We start from the raw sequence: 18,418 nt of genomic DNA, 5'->3' as shown, positions 1-18,418 counted from the left end.
TGACCGAAAATAGTCCGGCGTGAAGAATATCACGCTCGCCGAAAGCAGAATAGCGCGAACGTTATCCTCTGAGATAAATCCTGGAAAGGGATCAGGCCGTTAGCGAAGGCGCGTCGCTGCGCAGCGTGGGGCAGAGCTGTAGCATTTCCAGTAAAATCGCCACGTAGCTGCGGGCTTCCTCTTTAAGGTCAAAGGATTGCGGCGCGAAAAGCCAGTTTTCCATCAGACCGGAAATGTAGCTGCGCATCAGGATTGCCGCCCGTCGGGTCAAGAGATTGGCCGGTAATAGTTTTGCCTGCATACACAGGTTCAGGTTCTGTTCAATACGGTCATAGCTCTCCAGGCTTAGGCTGCGCTGTGCCTGCTGCACAACCGCCATCTCGCCCACGAACTCGCATTTATGAAAAATAATCTCCATCATTAATCTGCGACGTTCTTCAACTACCGTTGCTTCAAGGATATATACTAATATTTCTCTCAATACTGAGAGTGGATCGTCAGGGAATTTTGCCCGATACTCACTCTCTAGATCGCTAATGCTGGACTCTGAAAGCTCCCAGATTTCACAGAACAGATCTGACTTATCTTTAAAATGCCAGTAAATCGCTCCTCGCGTCACACCGGCAGCCTGAGCAATCTGCGCCAGCGAGGTGGATGAAACACCCTGCTGCGAGAACAAACGTATTGCCACATCCAGAATGTGTTGTCGGGTTTCCAGCGCTTGTTGTTTAGTTTTTCGTGCCATAGGTGGGTGAATTTACAGGAGTCAGATTTACATACATTTGTGAATGTATGTACCATAGCATGACGATAATATAAACGCAGCAATGGGTTTTAGACTCAGGACCCTTGATCAATTTGAAATCGGACACTCGAGGTTTACATATGAACAAAAACAGAGGGTTAACGCCTCTGGCGGTCGTTCTGATGCTCTCAGGCAGCTTAGCGCTAACAGGATGTGACGACAAACCGGCTCAACAAGGAGCTCAGCAGGCGCCAGAAGTAGGCGTTGTTACGCTCAAATCTGAACCTCTACAAATCACCACCGAATTACCCGGCCGTACAAATGCTTACCGCATTGCGGAAGTGCGTCCTCAGGTTAGCGGCATTATCCTGAAGCGTAACTTCACCGAAGGCGGTGATGTGAAGGCCGGTGAGTCTCTGTATCAGATTGATCCCGCAACCTATCAGGCATCGTATGAGAGTGCGAAGGGAGACCTGGCGAAAGCACAGGCCGCGGCCAAAATTGCTCAGCTGACGTTGAACCGCTACCAAAAACTGCTCGGCACTAAGTACATTAGCCAACAGGATTACGATACCGCCCTGGCAGATGCACAGCAGGCTAACGCAGCCGTGGTGGCAGCCAAAGCGGCCGTCGAAACCGCGCGCATTAACCTTGCCTATACCAAAGTGACCTCCCCGATTAGCGGTCGTATTGGTAAGTCTTCCGTCACGGAAGGGGCTCTGGTGCAGAACGGTCAGACCACTGCGCTGGCGACCGTGCAGCAGCTCGATCCGATCTACGTTGACGTGACGCAGTCCAGCAACGATTTCCTGCGCCTGAAACAGGAGCTGGCTAACGGCACCCTGAAACAGGAAAACGGCAAAGCCAAGGTGGAGCTGATTACCAACGACGGTATCAAGTTCCCGCAGGAAGGTACCCTGGAATTCTCTGATGTGACGGTCGACCAGACCACCGGTTCCATCACCTTACGTGCGATTTTCCCGAACCCTGACAAAAATCTGCTGCCAGGTATGTTCGTTCGCGCACGTCTGGAGGAAGGAACAAATCCAACTGCACTTCTGGTTCCACAGCAGGGTGTGACCCGTACGCCACGCGGCGATGCGAGCGCGCTGGTTGTTGGGGCTGATGACAAAGTCGAAACGCGCAATATCACCGCCACCCAGGCGATTGGCGATAAATGGCTGGTGACGGAAGGTCTGAAAGATGGCGATCGCGTGATTGTTACTGGTTTGCAAAAAGTTCGTCCTGGCGCGCAGGTTAAAGCACAGGAAGTGAAATCTGACGATAAACAACAAGCTTCGGCCGCTGGCCAGTCAGAACAAACCAAGTCTTAACTTAAACAGGAGCCGTTAAGACATGCCTAATTTCTTTATCGATCGCCCCATATTTGCATGGGTGATCGCCATTATCATCATGCTGGCCGGGGGACTTGCGATCCTGAAGCTGCCTGTCGCGCAATATCCAACGATTGCGCCACCGGCGGTGACAATTTCCGCAACCTACCCGGGGGCTGATGCGAAAACGGTGCAGGACACCGTCACCCAGGTTATCGAACAGAACATGAACGGTATCGATAACCTGATGTACATGTCCTCAAACAGTGACTCTACCGGTACGGTGCAGATCACCCTGACCTTCCAGTCAGGTACGGATGCTGACATTGCGCAGGTTCAGGTGCAGAACAAACTGCAGCTGGCGATGCCTTTGCTGCCGCAGGAAGTACAACAGCAGGGCGTGAGCGTCGAGAAATCGTCCAGCAGCTTCCTGATGGTTGTCGGCGTTATCAACACCAACGGCACCATGACGCAGGAGGATATTTCCGACTACGTGGGCGCCAACATGAAGGACGCCATCAGCCGTACTTCCGGTGTGGGTGACGTGCAGCTGTTCGGTTCCCAGTACGCGATGCGTATCTGGATGGATCCGAACAAGCTGAACAACTTCCAGCTGACCCCGGTTGACGTGATCAGTGCGATTAAAGCGCAGAACGCCCAGGTAGCGGCCGGTCAGTTAGGCGGTACGCCGCCGGTGAAAGGCCAGCAGCTTAACGCCTCGATCATCGCGCAGACCCGTCTGACCTCTGCCGATGAGTTCAGCAAAATTCTGCTGAAAGTGAACCAGGACGGCTCGCAGGTTCGCCTGCGCGACGTGGCGAAAGTCGAGCTGGGCGGTGAGAACTACGACATCATCGCGAAGTTTAACGGTAAACCGGCTTCCGGTCTGGGTATCAAACTGGCGACAGGCGCTAACGCCCTGGATACCGCCACGGCGATCCGCGCAGAGCTGAAGAAGATGGAGCCGTTCTTCCCGTCAGGTCTGAAAATCGTTTACCCGTACGACACCACGCCGTTCGTCAAAATTTCGATTCACGAAGTGGTTAAGACGCTGGTTGAGGCGATCATCCTCGTCTTCCTGGTTATGTACCTGTTCCTGCAAAACTTCCGCGCGACGCTTATCCCAACGATTGCCGTGCCGGTTGTTCTGCTCGGGACCTTTGCGATCCTGTCGATATTTGGCTACTCGATAAACACCCTGACGATGTTCGGGATGGTGCTCGCCATCGGCCTGCTGGTGGATGACGCCATCGTGGTGGTCGAGAACGTCGAGCGCGTGATGGCGGAAGAAGGTCTGCCGCCGAAGGAAGCCACCCGTAAATCGATGGGTCAGATCCAGGGCGCGCTGGTCGGTATCGCGATGGTGCTGTCTGCGGTATTTATTCCGATGGCCTTCTTCGGGGGCTCTACCGGTGCGATTTACCGTCAGTTCTCCATTACCATCGTTTCCGCGATGGCGCTGTCGGTGCTGGTGGCGTTGATCCTGACCCCTGCCCTGTGTGCCACCATGCTGAAGCCGATTCAGAAAGGCGGTCACGGCGAGCATAAAGGGTTCTTCGGCTGGTTTAACCGCATGTTCGATAAAAGCACGCACCACTACACCGACAGCGTGGGTAACATCCTGCGCAGCACCGGTCGTTACCTGCTGCTCTATATCATCATCGTGGTGGGCATGGCTTTCCTGTTCGTTCGTCTGCCAAGCTCGTTCCTGCCGGATGAAGACCAGGGCGTGTTCCTGACGATGGCGCAGCTTCCGGCAGGTGCCTCGCAAGAGCGTACCCAGAAAGTGCTGGATGAAGTGACGGACTACTATCTCACCAAAGAGAAAGACAACGTTGAATCCGTGTTTGCGGTTAACGGCTTTGGCTTTGCGGGTCGTGGTCAGAACACCGGTATTGCCTTCGTTTCTCTGAAAGACTGGTCTGAACGTCCGGGCGAAAAGAACAAGGTTGAAGCCATCACCGGCCGTGCAATGGGCACCTTCTCGCAGATTAAAGATGCAATGGTCTTCGCCTTTAACCTGCCAGCGATTGTTGAACTGGGTACCGCGACCGGCTTCGACTTCCAGCTGATTGACCAGGGTGGCCTGGGTCACGAGAAACTGACGCAGGCGCGTAACCAGCTGTTTGGTGAAGTCGCTAAACACCCTGACCTGCTGGTCGGCGTACGTCCAAACGGCCTGGAAGATACGCCGCAGTACAAAATCGACATCGATCAGGAAAAAGCTCAGGCGCTGGGCGTATCCATCAGTGACATCAACACCACGCTGGGCGCAGCCTGGGGCGGTAGCTACGTTAACGACTTCATCGATCGCGGTCGTGTGAAGAAAGTGTACGTGATGTCAGAGGCGCAGTACCGTATGTTGCCGAACGATATCAACAGCTGGTTCGTGCGCGGCAGCAATGGTCAGATGGTTCCGTTCTCGGCGTTCTCAACGTCACGCTGGGAATACGGTTCACCGCGTCTGGAACGCTATAACGGTCTGCCGTCTATGGAGATCCTGGGTCAGGCCGCACCGGGCCGAAGCACCGGTGAAGCCATGAACCTGATGGAAGAGCTGGCGAGCAAACTGCCTGCGGGTATCGGCTATGACTGGACCGGTATGTCCTATCAGGAACGTCTGTCCGGTAACCAGGCCCCTGCTCTGTACGCCATTTCACTGATTGTGGTCTTCCTGTGTCTGGCGGCACTGTACGAGAGCTGGTCGATTCCGTTCTCCGTTATGCTGGTGGTTCCACTCGGGGTTATCGGTGCGCTGCTTGCGGCGACGTTCCGTGGGTTGACCAACGACGTTTACTTCCAGGTAGGCCTGCTGACAACCATTGGCTTGTCGGCGAAGAACGCGATACTTATCGTTGAATTCGCCAAAGATCTGATGGAGAAAGAAGGCAAAGGTCTTATTGAGGCGACGCTTGAGGCGGTTCGTATGCGTCTGCGCCCGATCCTGATGACGTCACTGGCGTTTATCCTCGGCGTACTGCCGCTGGTTATCAGTTCCGGAGCGGGCTCCGGTGCGCAGAACGCAGTAGGTACTGGTGTGATGGGCGGTATGGTTACCGCGACCGTATTGGCCATCTTCTTCGTACCGGTGTTCTTCGTGGTGGTTCGCCGCCGCTTTAGCCGAAAGAATGAAGATGTTGAACACAGTCATTCGGTAGAACCTCACTGATACCGGTTTCACATGATAAAAAGGCCGCATTAGCGGCCTTTTTCATTTTCAGAAAAAATCATAAATTACGCTTATTGTGGTTCAATTTATTTTCTGCCATCTTAAATAGACATATCATAATTAACTGATAACTTAATCGGTGAAATCGGGATTTTTTTAATTTCATTTCCCCGCTTAAAGTATTAGGAATATTCCTAATAAGAAGTTCTTACAAAGATAAGTCTGAATCTAAACTTTTCTCATCATTTTTGCTAAGCCAATGAAACGTAAGGAAGCGATAAAGCACCGTCGTTAATTTGGATAAAAACGTTGAGTCCAGGACGACCATTTGCGTTCTAGCTCCCAGCCTGCGGTTTTATTTGTAATTTTTCGTAATAGCGCGGTGAAATCCAGGAAGGAGTGGCTTATAGTTAGGTTATCAGGAACACAGCACTCATGTAGCTAAGTCAGTTGTATCCATCCCGACAATGATGTTCGGTGAGTAAGAAATCACTCAGAAGGGGATGCGCTATGGACGAGTACTCGCCAAAAAGGCATGATATCGCGCAGTTGAAATTTCTCTGCGAATCCTTGTACCATGACTGCCTTGCCAATCTTGATGAAAGTAACCATGGCTGGGTAAACGATCCAACGTCTGCCATCAATTTACAGTTGAATGAGCTGATAGAGCATATCGCAACCTTCGCACTTAATTATAAAATTAAGTACAATGAAGATAATAAGCTCATTGAGCAAATTGATGAATACCTGGACGACACCTTTATGTTGTTCAGCAGTTACGGCATTAACGCTCAGGATTTGCAAAAATGGCGTAAATCGGGAAATCGGCTATTCCGCTGTTTCGTCAACGTGAGCAGAGCTAACCCGGTGAGTCTTTCCTGTTAAAATTATTACAATTACTAAGGTGAATTTATGTCTGATAAACCACTCACAAAGATCGATTATTTGATGCGGTTACGACGTTGTCAGTCAATTGACACGCTTGAACGCGTCATTGAAAAGAATAAATACGAGCTTTCTGATAATGAACTGGCGGTATTTTATTCAGCCGCTGACCATCGTCTTGCTGAACTAACAATGAATAAGCTGTATGACAAAATCCCTACTTCTGTGTGGAAATTTGTCCGTTAATCTTTGAAGGGTGTCTGTAGAGTTCTACGCCTCGTTCTGAGTTTTACCTATCCCGTTATGCCCCCTGTGCGTAAGCCAGGTCTCCGTGTAAAACGCGTTCAACAACAGCAATGTTGTGACGATGGTCACATCGGCTTTCCGGGAACGTTCCCCTTCTGGCCTGTTCCGATTAATCTGGGGTAATAACATCCAGAGAGGTTTCCAGTGAGCTTAGAAAAACAGAAAATGATTGCCGGTGAACATTATCGCCCCGGCGATGAGACATTACGGGCTGACCGACTGCGGGCCCGCCATCTGGTTTACCGCTATAACCACACTGCGCCTGATGAAAAAACAGAACGCCAGAACATTCTGGCGGAACTTCTCGGACAAAGCGCAGGCGCTTATATAGAGCCGAGCTTCCGCTGCGACTACGGATATAACATTTATCTGGGCAAAAACTTTTACGCTAACTTCGACTGCGTAATGCTGGATGTCTGCCCTGTTCATATTGGCGATAACTGTATGCTCGCGCCGGGTGTTCATATTTATACGGCAACCCACCCGCTGGATGCGGAGGAGCGAAACAGCGGCGTGGAGTTTGGAAAACCCGTCAATATTGGAAATAACGTCTGGATTGGTGGCCGGGCGGTCATTAACCCTGGCGTCACCATTGGTGATAATGTGGTGGTGGCCTCCGGCGCGGTCGTGACGAAAGACGTCCCGGCTAACGTCGTCGTTGGCGGCAACCCGGCAAAAATTATCAAAACGCTGTGAGGTCGCGGGGAGTCAACTGTTATAGTCTTTTAGCGCCAGACTGTTACTTTTTTCAGCCTGATGGCTCCCCTAAAATTGGCAGACACCCTGTATTGTCAACTCTCATGAAGGCAAAAAATGACCGAGATACAGCGCCTGCTTACCGCCACCATCGACGATCTTAACCTCCGCGAAAAGCGCGATAATCGCCCGCGCTTTAGCATTAGCTTTATTCGCAAACATCCTGGTCTGTTTGTCGCCATGTATGCCGCCTGGCTGGCGACGCTTATTGTTATGCTGAAGTCCGAAACGCTGGTGGACTCCGTCTGGCTGCTGGTTGTACTGTTTGTCGTCTTTAACGCCTTTTTCTTTTTCGACGTGAATCCGCGCTACCGTTACGAAGATATCGACGTGCTCGATTTTCGGGTCTGCTATAACGGCGAATGGTACAACACGCGTTACGTGCCAGAGGAGCTGATCGAAAACATCATGCACTCTCCGGCAGTTGAAGCCGGGCAAAAAGAGAAGCTGCAGAAAATGGTCTCCACCAAAGGACAGCTCTCATTCTATGATGTCTTTACCCTTTCCCGCCCTGCTGCTGCGTAATTAACGCCTGCAGACGTCGGATCCCCGGCGCAAACTGAGAAGCAGAGGTATTACCGTAACCTAAAACCAGCCCGGTTTGCCCCTGCTTCGCCTCCAGGTAATACCCGCTCAGTGCAGCGGGTGCCAGCTGAAACGCTCTCGCCTTCGCCACCAGCCTCTGGTCGTCAATACCGTCTATCGCCAGCGTCAGATGCATCCCACCTTCGCCTGCCAGAATGCGGTGCGGAGAATGAAGCTCGGCGCCCAGCACCTCCCGCAGTTGGCGGTAGCGTTTACGGTAGAGCCGACGCATGGCGGCAAGGTGGCGAGCGTAATGACCTTCTTCAATGAACAGCGCCAGGGTACGCTGTTCGGCACGATGCCCTCCGCGCAACAGCGAGCCGATGGCCGGGCGAGCCGCCTTAGACAACGCTGGCGGTAACACCATGAACCCCATGCGAAGTGACGGAAACAGCGTTTTACTGAACGTCCCCAGATACACAACGGGCGCATTGTTAACCATTCCCAGCATCGCCGGTACGGGCTCACCGGCATAACGGAACTCGCTGTCGTAATCATCTTCAATGATCCACGCGTTGTGCTGCCGGGCCAGGTCCAGCAGCGCCAGCCGCCGCCGCGCGCTAAGCACGCTCCCGTAAGGGTACTGATGCGAAGGCGATGTAAAGATCATTGAGGGGGCAGGCGCATCCAGCCCTTCCCAGCACATTCCCTCGTCATCAACCGGTATTCCCGTTATCGCCAGGCCGGTTTTAACAAACGCACTCTTTGCCCCGCTGTAGCCAGGGTTTTCTACCCAGGCAACATCGCCAGGCTCGCTTAACAGCATCGTGCAGAGATTGACCCCCTCAAGTGCACCTTCGGTGAGCACAATCTGGCTGGCGTCGCAGTCGATACCACGGGACAAGGCGAGATGCCGGGCAATCGCTGCCCGAAGAGACGGTTCACCGGCCGGGTCACCATAGCCTAACAGGGCACTTCCCTCCTCACGCAGAACGCGATCGTACAATCGCCGCCACAGCGGCAAGGGGAAATAGTTAATGGCAGGCGTTCCCGGCGTGAACGCCATCACAGGGGTATCGCGCGGCACAGGGGCGGGCAGCAGGGCGACACGTTTTGTCAGCCTGACGTCAGGATCCGGCAGCGTTCGGGCAATCGTACGATGAGCGAATTGCCCCACCCGTGTCCCCTGACGGTTACGCAGCAAATAACCTTCGAGCGTGAGCTGGTCCAGCGCCGCATTGACGGTGTTTCGGGAAACCGAGATCTGCTGCGCCAGCGTTCGCGAACCGGGCAGCAGGCTGCCGGACCGAAGCCTGCCGCACAGTATCGCCTCCCGCAAAGCATGATAGAGCGTGCGCTGGAGCGTCTCATGCCCACGCTTTTTCAGCGCAGCATGGAGCAAAGTGTAAAGCTCATCACCCGGTATATTCATCTTCCCTCCTGGTGGTACCAGAAAAACATAGCCTGGTGGTTCTTTTTAAGGAACCAGCAATTCACTAATCTGGAGTTCTTTTCAACGACATGGAAATAAAAATGAATACATTCAATGAGTTTGGACAGCCTGTAGGTGAAGCCCTTATCGACTGGCAACCTCGTCAACATCCGTCCCGAGTGGTCCTTCAGGGCCGCTATTGTCGGCTTGAGCCGCTGCGCGTGGAGCATGCCCACGCGTTGTTCTCCGCCTATTCCCTGGCCGAAGATACCCGCAGCTGGACGTGGCTACTGCGTGAACCCGATGCCACCGCAGAAGAGTTTGCCAAATGGGTGGCGAGCGTAAGTGAGTTATCCGATCCCATCCACTTTACCGTTATGGATAACCAGACCGAGTCTCCTGTCGGGACGCTGTCCCTGATGCGGATCGATCCTAAAAACGGGGTCGTGGAAGTGGGGCACGTTCACTTCTCTCCTCTGTTAAGCCGCACGCCAGGGTCGACAGAGGCGCAATATCTGCTGATGCGGCACGTGTTCGATACCCTGGGCTACCGACGTTATGAATGGAAGTGCAATAGCCTGAACGAGCCTTCCCGTAAAGCAGCGCTGCGTCTGGGCTTTCAGTTTGAGGGGCGCTTTCGCCAGGCGCTGGTCATAAAAGGCCGTAACCGGGATACCGACTGGTTTTCTATTCTCGACAAAGAGTGGCCGGCGCTGGCGAGCGCCTTTGAAAGCTGGCTTGCCACCGACAATTTTACTGCCGATGGCAAACAGAAAAGATCCCTGGAAAGCTGGCGAGAAACGCGCGTCTAGCGTCTTTTTTTACGTCCCTGAACCGCCTTAAAGCGCGGATTAGATTTGCAAATCACGTATAAGCGTCCCTTGCGTTTGACTATCTGGCAATCCGGGTGACGCTGCTTTGCACTGCGTAATGAGTTAAGTACCTGCATGGTTAGCCCCGCTTCGCATTGAGAAAACCGCCAAAACGCTTGCGGAAGCGCGCGGCGCTACCGTCCGTGGAGAACGTTTTCTGCTTGCCGGTATAAAACGGGTGCGATTTTGAAGAAACCTCAATGGTGATGTACGGATACGTTTCACCGTCGAGTTCAATTTCGCGGTCGGTCTTAATGGTTGAGCCAACCTTGAAGTATTCATTAGCGCTGGTGTCGTGGAATACCACGGTGCGATAGGCTGGATGGATATCAGGCTTCATCGTAAATCCTTTGTGTTTTGTTATAACATAACAAAATAATATCCAGGCCAGTTCGAAAAAACAACCCCCTCTCGCCGGGCGATATTTTCTCGTTTGCCTGAGATAAAATGAAAACCTGGCTGCCCACGTGCTATAACTATATCATTTCGCGGTAAAATCTTTCTCTTCAGGCAAGGAACTCAATGCCCAGGAACGGGTATACGAGGAAGGACACGACAGCATGAAAACCCGACATCTGGTCAGTCTGGTGACTGGCATACTTATCTTTTCTGTGCTGGTTCCCATTTGCCTGAGCATCTGGCTGGCCCATCGCCAGGCGGAAGATAAGTTTGCCAATGCGCTGGATAACTATGCGTCACGCGTGTTGGTAAGAACCGACAGAGTTGTGGATCAGGCAAAAGAAGCGCTCGATCACCTGCAGGCCTTTGAAGGGGTGCCGTGTAGCCCGTTGCAGTTAAGAGAGATGCGCCGGGTCGCTTTCTCGTGGCGATATGTTCAGGAAGTGATTTATATCGATAACCTCCAGCCGCTCTGCTCCTCCCTCGAGCAAACCAGTCATGCTCCCCCTTTCCCCCCACCGATGCGCATTACCGAAGATGGTTACAGCGCATGGCTGACCACGCAAAACGATCTTGGGTTTAACCGCTACATGGCAGTGCTGGGAAAAGGTCACTACCTTGTCATGGTCGATCCTGCCTCGCTGGTGGACGTTATCCCTTTCGGCGAGATAGCGATTGATGCCGCCCTGGTAGGCACTACAACACACCGCATATTCGCCAGCAGCAGTAAGCTTAATTCTCACATCCGCGACATGGTCCAGGAGCGGGATGTTAAAAGCGTGCAGTACAACGGTTCAATGTACGTCATGAAGTCTGTACCTGAGCTTGGATTTACCGTCGTCGCATGGGCAACGCTCAAACCGCTGGCTGAAACCTGGCACCGGCAGCTTCTTTTCTGGTTACCGTTCGGCATGTTAATAAGTCTGCTCGCCGCGCTGTTTGTCCTGCGGATCCTGCGTCGTATCCAGTCGCCGCGCAATCGCCTGCTTGACGCCATTAACAGCCGGGATTTTGTGGTTCACTATCAGCCCATCGTGGCGCTCAGTAGCGGAAAAATTGTGGGCGCAGAAGCGCTGACGCGCTGGCCACAGCCAGACGGAAGCAGCCTATCGCCGGATATTTTTGTCCCCCTTGCCGAGCAAACGGGGCTCATCTCACAGCTGACGCAGTTAGTCATCGAAAAGGTGTTTGAAGATATGGGCCACTGGATGCAACGCCATCCCGATCAGCATATCTCCATTAACCTCGCCCCTGCCGATTTAACCTCCGGCATCCTGCCACCTTTACTGAGTCAGCTACTGAATAAGTGGCAAATACAACCCCGACAAATCGCCCTTGAGCTCACCGAGCGCGGCTTTGCCGATCCCAAAATCAGCGCGCCGGCTATCGCCGCATTCCGCCGTTCGGGGCACCCTGTCTATATTGATGATTTTGGCACGGGCTATTCCAGCCTGAGCTATCTGCAGGATCTGGACGTCGACACGCTAAAAATTGATAAATCGTTCGTCGATGCGCTGGAGTATAAAAACGTGACGCCGCACATCATTGAAATCGCAAAGTCGTTGAAGCTGGCGATGGTGGCGGAGGGCATCGAGACCGCAGGGCAGCTCGCCTGGCTACACCGTCATGGCGTGCAGTACGGGCAGGGGTGGTACTACAGCAAGGCACTGCCAAAAACGGAATTTATTCTTTGGGCAGAAAATAACCTCGGCACGCACGCTACTTGAGATAGGATTTGATCACCCGCAACACCACGCCAAGATCGGCTTCACGCTGCGCTTCTTCAGGCTCTTTCACCACGTGATCGGTTAAATGTCCTTCGATCACCTGCATCATCATGCCATTGACCGCCCCGCGGATCGCCGCCAGCTGCTGTAACACCTCGGCGCATTCGTGATCGCTGTTAAGCATTTTTTCCAGCGCGGTGCTTTGCCCCTGAATTTTCTTCAGGCGAGTCAGTAACATCTTCTTGTCTCTAACGGTATGTGACATCTCTGTATCCCTAATTTTTTAGCTTTTAAAGCATATCACGCTCTACTCCCCCTGAGTATTTTTCTACTGGGGGGTAGTATTACGCTACTGGGGGGGAGTAGTATCTCCGCACGCTTTCCACTCCGGAATTTCCCATGACCGATTTTGCTTCACTTCTTCAGCAGGGCAATGCCTGGCTGTTTGTTCCCAGCGCTATCCTGCTCGGTGCGCTGCATGGCCTGGAACCAGGCCATTCAAAAACAATGATGGCAGCCTTTATTGTTGCCATCCGCGGCACGCTGAAACAGGCGGTACTGCTTGGCCTGGCGGCAACGCTCTCCCATACGGCGGTGGTCTGGCTCGTTGCGATGGCGGGATTATGGTTTGGTCGGGGCTGGGATGCGCATACGTCCGAACCCTGGTTCCAGCTGATCTCCGGGGTGCTGATCGTTGCGATCGCCCTGTGGATGGCGTGGCGAACCTGGAAAGAGAGCCAGCCGCACGATCATCATCACGACCATGATAGCCATCACCACCACGACCATGAACATGAACATGAACATGAACATGAACATGAACATGACCACCATCATGATCATCATCACCACGAACACACGCTGATTGAAGAAGAGTGGCAGGACGCCCACCAGCGCGCTCACGCGCAGGATATTAACCGCCGCTTCAGCGGTCAAAATGTCACCACCGGACAGATTGTGATGTTTGGCCTGACCGGCGGACTTATCCCCTGCCCGGCGTCCATCACCGTGCTGCTGATCTGCCTGCAGCTGAAGCATTTCGCCCTCGGCGCGACGCTGGTGTTCAGCTTCAGTATTGGTCTGGCGTTAACGCTGGTCGCTTCCGGCGCGATTGCCGCCTTAAGCCTCAAGCACGCGACCAAACGCTGGCCCGGGTTTAGCGAATTCTCACGTAAGGCACCGTGGATCTCCGCTGCGCTGATTACCGTGGTAGGAATTTACATGAGCCTGCATGGCCTGAGCGGCATTCTGGCGTAAGCCTGCGGCCACGCTCTGTGGCCGCCTCTCCACGGTCAGTTAAGGGTTCTGCTGCCAGCTGAAGGTATAGCGCAGCTGACGTGTCTGCAGAATGAATTCCGGTGCAACGCTGGGGCTCCAGGAGTCGTCGCCGCCCACGCCCATATGGAACGCATCGAGGTTAAGCCAGCATCCCGGCTCTTCCCAGAGCAGATGATGATGGGTTGTCTCCCGCAGCTGCTGCTGGCTGTAGCGGCTCACCGAGAAGTGGAACTGGCCATTTAGCTGATGCGTTCCCAGCGTCAGCTCCCGCGTATCACAGCGCAAACCATTTTCCGTCGGGAAGATATACGGCGTGTGCATCTCCGCCAGGGGTAATGTCCAGCGCCCCTGCTGTGCCGCCAGCTTTCTGTCCGGATAGTTTTCATGCGGCCCCAGCCCCAGCCAGGAGACGTTTTCCGGCGTTTCGGCAAGATGAACGCTCAGGCCAACGCGCGCAGGCTCCGGGATATCAGATGCAATATCGACCTGAATATCGACATGCAGAACGCCTCGCTCGTCCACCCGCCAGACTTTACGGCTCATAAACAGGGCTTTGCCGCGATACTCAAGGACGTGCTGGGTTGTGACAACCACCTCGTCTGCGTGCTGCTCTGCCTCACAGTGCAGAACGCGCGAGGTGAGATCGTACATGCCCGCCGCTTTCCAGCGTTCAACCCAGGCGTTCGGATCGATCTTCGTCGCTTCACTTACGCCAATGTCGTTGTCCAGCGGCGCGCGGCTGACGTTATCCGTCAGAGGTGAAAGCAGCGTTTCAACGCCATTTCGCCACCATTGAGTCAGATTTCCGGTTGCGCGATCGAATTGCCAGCGCTGTTGACGATGGGAGATCTCCTGAACGCGATCGTTTTGCGTCAAGACCGGCGGCTCGCCCACCGGAGCTGGCGGAGCAATAAAGAGTGGAGCCGGCAGCGGCCACTGCTCCCACGCGCAGCGATGGTCAGCCGGTGACCACGGCGTTGCCCGCGGCTGGCGTACTTCTACGTTCAGCCAGACCTCACCCGGCCCGGCTTTCAGCTCCGGCAGGTCGATCTCCAGACGCTGGGTGCCTTCAGGCGACATCGAGAGCGTCACCTCGCCCTCGGCCAGCACGTCCCCGTCACGGGCAACCGTCCAGCTCAGCACTTCATTATCGGTGTGGCGGAACAGGTAGCCGCTGTGCACCTCAATCACCAGCGGCGAGGTGCTGACCCGCGTAAAGGTAAAGAACTGCTGGGCGCGCTGCGCCTCGTACAGCGCCGGGTGCGGCGTGCGATCGGGGAATACCAGGCCATTGAGGCAGAACTGCCGATCGTTCGGCTTATCGCCAAAGTCTCCCCCGTAGGCCCAGAACGCGTTGCCAGCTTCTTCCTGTTTCGTCAGGGCCTGATCGACCCAGTCCCAGACAAACCCACCCTGCAGGCGAGGGTGACTGCGAAACGCCTGCCAGTATTTCGCGAACCCGCCAAAGCTATTTCCCATCGCGTGAGCGTATTCACAGAGGATCAGCGGACGCGTTTCGTCCGGCATACCGATCCATTTTTTGATTGACCATTTAGGCACTGCCGGGAAGGGCTGATCCTGATCGACACGGGCGTACATCGGACAAACAATATCGGTAGCCGTCGTGTTCGCGCCGCCGCCTTCATACTGCACCGGACGCGTCGGGTCCGTGGATTTCACCCAGCGATACAGTGCGTCGTGGTTTGCGCCGTGCCCGGACTCATTGCCCAGCGACCAAATGATAATTGAGGGATGATTACGATCGCGCTGCACCATTCGGGTCACGCGCTCGCTCATGGCGGGCAGCCAGCGCGGATCGTCTGCAAGGCGGCTCATCGGCACCATACCGTGGGTTTCGATGTTGGCTTCATCAACAACGTACAGCCCGTAGCGATCGCAAAGCCGGTACCACAGCGGATGGTTCGGGTAGTGCGAGCAGCGCACGGCGTTGAAGTTGTGCTGCTTCATGATTTCGATATCGCGGCGCATGGTCGCTTCGTCCATCACCTGGCCGTTTTCCGGGTGATGCTCGTGCCGGTTAACCCCTCGGATCAGCAGCGGTTTACCGTTGAGCTTCAGCAGGCCATTGCTGATATCAACGCGGCGGAAGCCCACGTCGCACGCCTCAATCTCAAGCACTTCACCCTGCGGGTTGATAAGCGCAATCGTCAGGCGATACAGTTCTGGCGTTTCAGCGCTCCAGAGCGCGGGCTGTTCAACGGGCATCGCCGCCGTTAAGCGCTCTGCCCAGCTGCCGCGCTCGTCGACGATGGCTGACCCTGGACGCCGGGAAACGCAGGCGCATTTTTCCTCCGCGCGCCACAGGGTAAAAACCACCTCGCAGTCTGCAAAGCCAGCGCCTGCCAGCGCGACATCAACCTTCAGCACCGCGCGGTCCAGCTCCTTATTCAGGTCCGTCACCACGTGATAATCGGCAATCCGGGTATCGGGTTTATGCAGCAAAGTCACATCGCGGAAAATGCCGCTCATGCGCCACATGTCCTGATCTTCAAGATAGCTGCCGTCGCACCAGCGCAATACCATGACCGCCAGGCGGTTCTGCCCGGGGCGTAATGCCGCCGAGAGGTCAAATTCGGCGGGCAGTCGACTGTCCTGGGAATAGCCTATCCACTTCCCGTTGCACCACAGATGGAACGCCGAGTTCACGCCGTCAAAGATGATGCGGGTTTGCCCGCTCTGAAGCCAGGCGTCATTCATTTCAAATGTGAGCGAGTAACAACCTGTCGGATTTTCCTGCGGCACAAAAGGTGGGTTAACGGAGATGGGATAGGTGACATTGGTATAGATGGGCGTGTCGAACCCCTGCATCTGCCAGTTTGACGGTACGTGCATTGCGACGGCATCCTCGCAATCCTCAATTGCCCATGCTTGAGGAACCTGCTCCGGCGCTGAAAAATAGCTAAACCGCCATAGCCCGTTGAGAGAGCACCTGCTGGTAGATCCGGCGTCATCTCTGGCGGAAGATTCATTGCGCCAGCTGTGTAACGGCGCATGTGCGGGCAGACGGTTCCACTGGGTGACGCCGGGGTTTTCCCAGTCCCGACGGGCCAGAATGGCGCTGAGGGTCAGCGGTGAAGTGGTGGACATAGTAACCTCTTTGCGAAGCGCTCACAATTTTGGTTAACATGCCCTGGCACCCGGCGATGGTAAAGCGCCCATTCGCAGGGTAGCGAGTCAGATCACAAAGTTTTATTTGCGGGCAATCTGCTCGGCAAGGAGTGCCAGGCTTCTCAGCTGCTCCGCCAGATCCTCGCGTTCAGCCTGCTTCGGGTTGCGGCGTGCGCTTGAATGACGGGTAACCAGCGTCACCGGCAGTTGAACCTGCCAGCACGCCTCCTCCCCGGTGGGGGCCAGCAGCCATTCCACGCTGCGTTCACCCGCATCGCGAAACGCCTGACGAATGGTCGTCAGCGGCGGGGAAAACCAGGCGCTGTCGGCCGTATCGTCAAACCCGACCACCGACATCTGGCCAGGAATAGCGATCCCTTTTTCCGCGCAGGCGCGCATTACCCCGAGCGCCATCTGATCGTTAGCCACCAGAATGGCATCCGGTAATATCGTCCCCGACAGAAGGACATGCCCTTTCTCATAGCCGCTGGCGGCGCTCCAGTCACCGTAAGCCACCTCAGCGGCTTCATACCCCGCGCGGGCCAGAGCGGCTTTCCACCCCCCCAGACGCGCCCGAGCAGAGACCGAGCTTTCCGGCCCGCTCAGCAGAGCAATATGTCGATGCCCCAGCGAAAGCAGATGCTCAACGCCCAGACGCGCCCCCTGCTCCGCGTTAAACACGAGGCTGTTTACCCGCGCTGAAGGTGCCACATCGAGGAACAGCACCGGGACGGGCGACGCCAGTGCCCTGAGTTCTTCAGCGTCACGATCGTCAAGCGGAACATTCACCAGCAGCGCGTCCACCCGCTGCGCCAGCAGCGCCTGAAGCGCGACCTGACACTGCTGCGGCTGTTCCACCATGGAGATAAGGACACTCGCCCCCTGTTCCGCCGCGCGGGATTTTACCGCCGACACAATTTGCGAGGGCGCATGCAGGGCCAGATCGGTGGTGATAAGTCCCAGCGTGCGGGTGCGTTTACCCGCCAGCTGCTGTGCGCGCAGGTTAGGCACGTAGTGCAGCTCCGCCATCGCCTGCTGCACCTTTTCCCGCGTGCGGGCAGAAACATGCTCCGCGTCGTTAATGACGCGGGAAACGGTCTGATAAGAAACCCCCGCAAGGAGGGCGACATCATAGAGAGTGATAGCTTTCATGCATTGTGGCATCGCGTGAGTCGGGGCCCATTATTGTGGCACAGCGACGCCGTTAAAACATGTGAGCGCTTCGCAAAATTAAACAACCCGCTCCGGCTGGGGTATTTCCGCAATGCGCGGCTTCTGGCGAAACCAGGGCAGACAGAGCTGGATAAGCGGGCCAATGGTCAGGGCATAAAGTACGGTTCCCACGCCAAAGGTGCCGCCAAGCACGCACCCAATCAGCAGGACGGACACTTCAATTGAGGTGCGCACGCTACGAATGGACCACCCCAGCCGGGCGTGAATGCCGGTCATCAGACCGTCGCGCGGGCCTGGCCCGAAACCGGCCCCGATGTACATGCTGGTCGCAATCGCGTTCATCACGATGCCCGACACCAGGAAAGCGATTCGAACGGGTAACGATTCCAGTTCCGGGATAAGCGCCATGCTGGCGTCCGCCGCCAGACCGATACAAATCACGTTACTGATCGTGCCAAGCCCCGGCATCTGGCGCAGCGGGATCCACAGCAGCAGCACCGCCGCGCCGGTCACAATAATCACCGTTCCGATAGTCATTCCCAGCTGTAACCCCACCCCAAGGTGAAATACATCCCAGGGGTCGACGCCCAAATCGGAACGAATAAACATCGCGGTGGACAGGCCATACAGTCCTAAACCAACATAGAGTTGTAGCAGACGACGTACCATTTTTATCTTCTCCAGTGAA

General features: G+C 55.1%; 17 protein-coding genes. 9 read left to right on the top strand and 8 right to left on the bottom strand.

All coding sequences use genetic code 11. The features are described from left to right. Nucleotides 1-91: 91 nt before the first annotated feature. Nucleotides 92-745, bottom strand: coding sequence for a multidrug efflux transporter transcriptional repressor AcrR (gene acrR / locus LRM19_RS00830; protein WP_271366924.1), 654 nt, complete (start codon nucleotides 743-745; stop codon nucleotides 92-94). A 140-nt stretch (nucleotides 746-885) separates the two neighbouring features. Between acrR and acrA the strand changes: the two genes are divergently transcribed. The 6 genes from acrA to LRM19_RS00800 all read left to right on the top strand — a co-directional run bounded on the left by acrA (nucleotide 886) and on the right by LRM19_RS00800 (nucleotide 7,720). Then, the gene (gene acrA, locus LRM19_RS00825; protein ID WP_023310601.1) at nucleotides 886-2,079 is read left to right on the top strand and encodes a multidrug efflux RND transporter periplasmic adaptor subunit AcrA; all 1,194 of its coding nucleotides are present in this window, start codon (nucleotides 886-888) and stop codon (nucleotides 2,077-2,079) included. 22 nt (nucleotides 2,080-2,101) lie between these two features. After that, on the top strand, nucleotides 2,102-5,248 hold the full coding sequence (gene acrB, locus LRM19_RS00820) for a multidrug efflux RND transporter permease subunit AcrB (RefSeq protein WP_029741964.1): 3,147 nt from the start codon (nucleotides 2,102-2,104) through the stop codon (nucleotides 5,246-5,248). A 510-nt stretch (nucleotides 5,249-5,758) separates the two neighbouring features. Continuing rightward, nucleotides 5,759-6,133, top strand: coding sequence for an Hha toxicity modulator TomB (tomB, locus tag LRM19_RS00815; protein WP_008499288.1), 375 nt, complete (start codon nucleotides 5,759-5,761; stop codon nucleotides 6,131-6,133). 27 nt (nucleotides 6,134-6,160) lie between these two features. After that, nucleotides 6,161-6,379, top strand: a complete 219-nt coding sequence (locus tag LRM19_RS00810; RefSeq protein WP_008499287.1) for an HHA domain-containing protein — start codon at nucleotides 6,161-6,163, stop codon at nucleotides 6,377-6,379. A 204-nt stretch (nucleotides 6,380-6,583) separates the two neighbouring features. Next, nucleotides 6,584-7,135 carry a maltose O-acetyltransferase gene (gene maa, locus LRM19_RS00805; RefSeq protein WP_023310599.1) on the top strand — a complete coding sequence of 184 codons (552 nt, stop codon included), beginning with the start codon at nucleotides 6,584-6,586 and terminating at the stop codon, nucleotides 7,133-7,135. A gap of 117 nt (nucleotides 7,136-7,252) precedes the next feature. Continuing rightward, entirely contained in the window at nucleotides 7,253-7,720 is a 468-nt protein-coding gene (locus tag LRM19_RS00800; protein ID WP_023310598.1) for a YlaC family protein, read from the top strand. Here the strand turns inward: LRM19_RS00800 and pdxR are convergent. Then, complete coding sequence (gene pdxR / locus LRM19_RS00795; RefSeq protein WP_271366917.1) at nucleotides 7,692-9,152, bottom strand: MocR-like pyridoxine biosynthesis transcription factor PdxR; 1,461 nt, start codon at nucleotides 9,150-9,152, stop codon at nucleotides 7,692-7,694. The genes LRM19_RS00800 and pdxR overlap by 29 nt on opposite strands. 101 nt (nucleotides 9,153-9,253) lie before the next feature. Here pdxR and LRM19_RS00790 point away from each other — a divergent pair, with 101 nt between their 5' ends. Beyond that, nucleotides 9,254-9,964 carry a GNAT family N-acetyltransferase gene (locus tag LRM19_RS00790; RefSeq protein WP_271366915.1) on the top strand — a complete coding sequence of 237 codons (711 nt, stop codon included), beginning with the start codon at nucleotides 9,254-9,256 and terminating at the stop codon, nucleotides 9,962-9,964. Here the strand turns inward: LRM19_RS00790 and ykgO are convergent. Both ykgO and LRM19_RS00780 read right to left on the bottom strand, forming a co-directional pair. After that, complete coding sequence (gene ykgO / locus LRM19_RS00785; protein WP_003859006.1) at nucleotides 9,961-10,101, bottom strand: type B 50S ribosomal protein L36; 141 nt, start codon at nucleotides 10,099-10,101, stop codon at nucleotides 9,961-9,963. The two genes, LRM19_RS00790 and ykgO, sit on opposite strands and share 4 nt — an antisense overlap. A 2-nt stretch (nucleotides 10,102-10,103) precedes the next feature. After that, nucleotides 10,104-10,364, bottom strand: coding sequence for a type B 50S ribosomal protein L31 (locus LRM19_RS00780; RefSeq protein WP_010428154.1), 261 nt, complete (start codon nucleotides 10,362-10,364; stop codon nucleotides 10,104-10,106). Between the two features lie 220 nt (nucleotides 10,365-10,584). On the opposite strand from LRM19_RS00780, the gene LRM19_RS00775 reads away from it, so the two are divergent. Further along, nucleotides 10,585-12,150, top strand: coding sequence for an EAL domain-containing protein (locus tag LRM19_RS00775; protein WP_271366911.1), 1,566 nt, complete (start codon nucleotides 10,585-10,587; stop codon nucleotides 12,148-12,150). Here the strand turns inward: LRM19_RS00775 and LRM19_RS00770 are convergent. After that, nucleotides 12,143-12,415 carry a metal-sensing transcriptional repressor gene (locus LRM19_RS00770; RefSeq protein ID WP_115874368.1) on the bottom strand — a complete coding sequence of 91 codons (273 nt, stop codon included), beginning with the start codon at nucleotides 12,413-12,415 and terminating at the stop codon, nucleotides 12,143-12,145. The two genes, LRM19_RS00775 and LRM19_RS00770, sit on opposite strands and share 8 nt — an antisense overlap. 134 nt (nucleotides 12,416-12,549) lie before the next feature. Here LRM19_RS00770 and LRM19_RS00765 point away from each other — a divergent pair, with 134 nt between their 5' ends. Then, nucleotides 12,550-13,407: a nickel/cobalt efflux protein RcnA gene (locus LRM19_RS00765; RefSeq protein WP_271366910.1), complete on the top strand. Its 858-nt coding sequence runs from the start codon at nucleotides 12,550-12,552 to the stop codon at nucleotides 13,405-13,407. A gap of 39 nt (nucleotides 13,408-13,446) precedes the next feature. On the opposite strand, the gene LRM19_RS00760 is transcribed toward LRM19_RS00765, so the two are convergent. The 3 genes from LRM19_RS00760 to yczE form a co-directional block, all read right to left on the bottom strand. After that, nucleotides 13,447-16,536, bottom strand: coding sequence for a beta-galactosidase (locus LRM19_RS00760; RefSeq protein ID WP_271366909.1), 3,090 nt, complete (start codon nucleotides 16,534-16,536; stop codon nucleotides 13,447-13,449). A 102-nt stretch (nucleotides 16,537-16,638) separates the two neighbouring features. Next, nucleotides 16,639-17,709 (bottom strand): LacI family DNA-binding transcriptional regulator, encoded by a 1,071-nt coding sequence (locus LRM19_RS00755; RefSeq protein WP_271366908.1) that lies wholly within the window; start codon nucleotides 17,707-17,709, stop codon nucleotides 16,639-16,641. Between the two features lie 78 nt (nucleotides 17,710-17,787). Further along, the gene (gene yczE, locus LRM19_RS00750; protein ID WP_111963402.1) at nucleotides 17,788-18,399 is read right to left on the bottom strand and encodes a membrane protein YczE; all 612 of its coding nucleotides are present in this window, start codon (nucleotides 18,397-18,399) and stop codon (nucleotides 17,788-17,790) included. Nucleotides 18,400-18,418: the final 19 nt, after the last annotated feature.

The sequence above is a fragment of the Enterobacter sp. PI-10 genome (genome assembly GCF_027947695.1).
In the GTDB taxonomy this organism is placed as follows: domain Bacteria; phylum Pseudomonadota; class Gammaproteobacteria; order Enterobacterales; family Enterobacteriaceae; genus Enterobacter; species Enterobacter vonholyi.
The sequence above is the reverse complement of the archived record's forward strand: the minus strand, read 5'-3'. Positions and strand labels throughout refer to the sequence as shown.

Coding starts and splice junctions, on each gene's coding strand:
- LRM19_RS00765 (WP_271366910.1), top strand. CDS start 12,550: ATGACCGATTTTGCTTCACTTCTTCAGCAGGGCAATGCCTGGCTGTTT.
- ykgO (WP_003859006.1), bottom strand. CDS start 10,101: ATGCAGGTACTTAACTCATTACGCAGTGCAAAGCAGCGTCACCCGGAT.
- LRM19_RS00775 (WP_271366911.1), top strand. CDS start 10,585: ATGAAAACCCGACATCTGGTCAGTCTGGTGACTGGCATACTTATCTTT.
- acrB (WP_029741964.1), top strand. CDS start 2,102: ATGCCTAATTTCTTTATCGATCGCCCCATATTTGCATGGGTGATCGCC.
- acrA (WP_023310601.1), top strand. CDS start 886: ATGAACAAAAACAGAGGGTTAACGCCTCTGGCGGTCGTTCTGATGCTC.
- yczE (WP_111963402.1), bottom strand. CDS start 18,399: ATGGTACGTCGTCTGCTACAACTCTATGTTGGTTTAGGACTGTATGGC.
- LRM19_RS00780 (WP_010428154.1), bottom strand. CDS start 10,364: ATGAAGCCTGATATCCATCCAGCCTATCGCACCGTGGTATTCCACGAC.
- tomB (WP_008499288.1), top strand. CDS start 5,759: ATGGACGAGTACTCGCCAAAAAGGCATGATATCGCGCAGTTGAAATTT.
- acrR (WP_271366924.1), bottom strand. CDS start 745: ATGGCACGAAAAACTAAACAACAAGCGCTGGAAACCCGACAACACATT.
- LRM19_RS00760 (WP_271366909.1), bottom strand. CDS start 16,536: ATGTCCACCACTTCACCGCTGACCCTCAGCGCCATTCTGGCCCGTCGG.
- LRM19_RS00800 (WP_023310598.1), top strand. CDS start 7,253: ATGACCGAGATACAGCGCCTGCTTACCGCCACCATCGACGATCTTAAC.
- LRM19_RS00810 (WP_008499287.1), top strand. CDS start 6,161: ATGTCTGATAAACCACTCACAAAGATCGATTATTTGATGCGGTTACGA.
- pdxR (WP_271366917.1), bottom strand. CDS start 9,152: ATGAATATACCGGGTGATGAGCTTTACACTTTGCTCCATGCTGCGCTG.
- LRM19_RS00770 (WP_115874368.1), bottom strand. CDS start 12,415: ATGTCACATACCGTTAGAGACAAGAAGATGTTACTGACTCGCCTGAAG.
- LRM19_RS00755 (WP_271366908.1), bottom strand. CDS start 17,709: ATGAAAGCTATCACTCTCTATGATGTCGCCCTCCTTGCGGGGGTTTCT.
- LRM19_RS00790 (WP_271366915.1), top strand. CDS start 9,254: ATGAATACATTCAATGAGTTTGGACAGCCTGTAGGTGAAGCCCTTATC.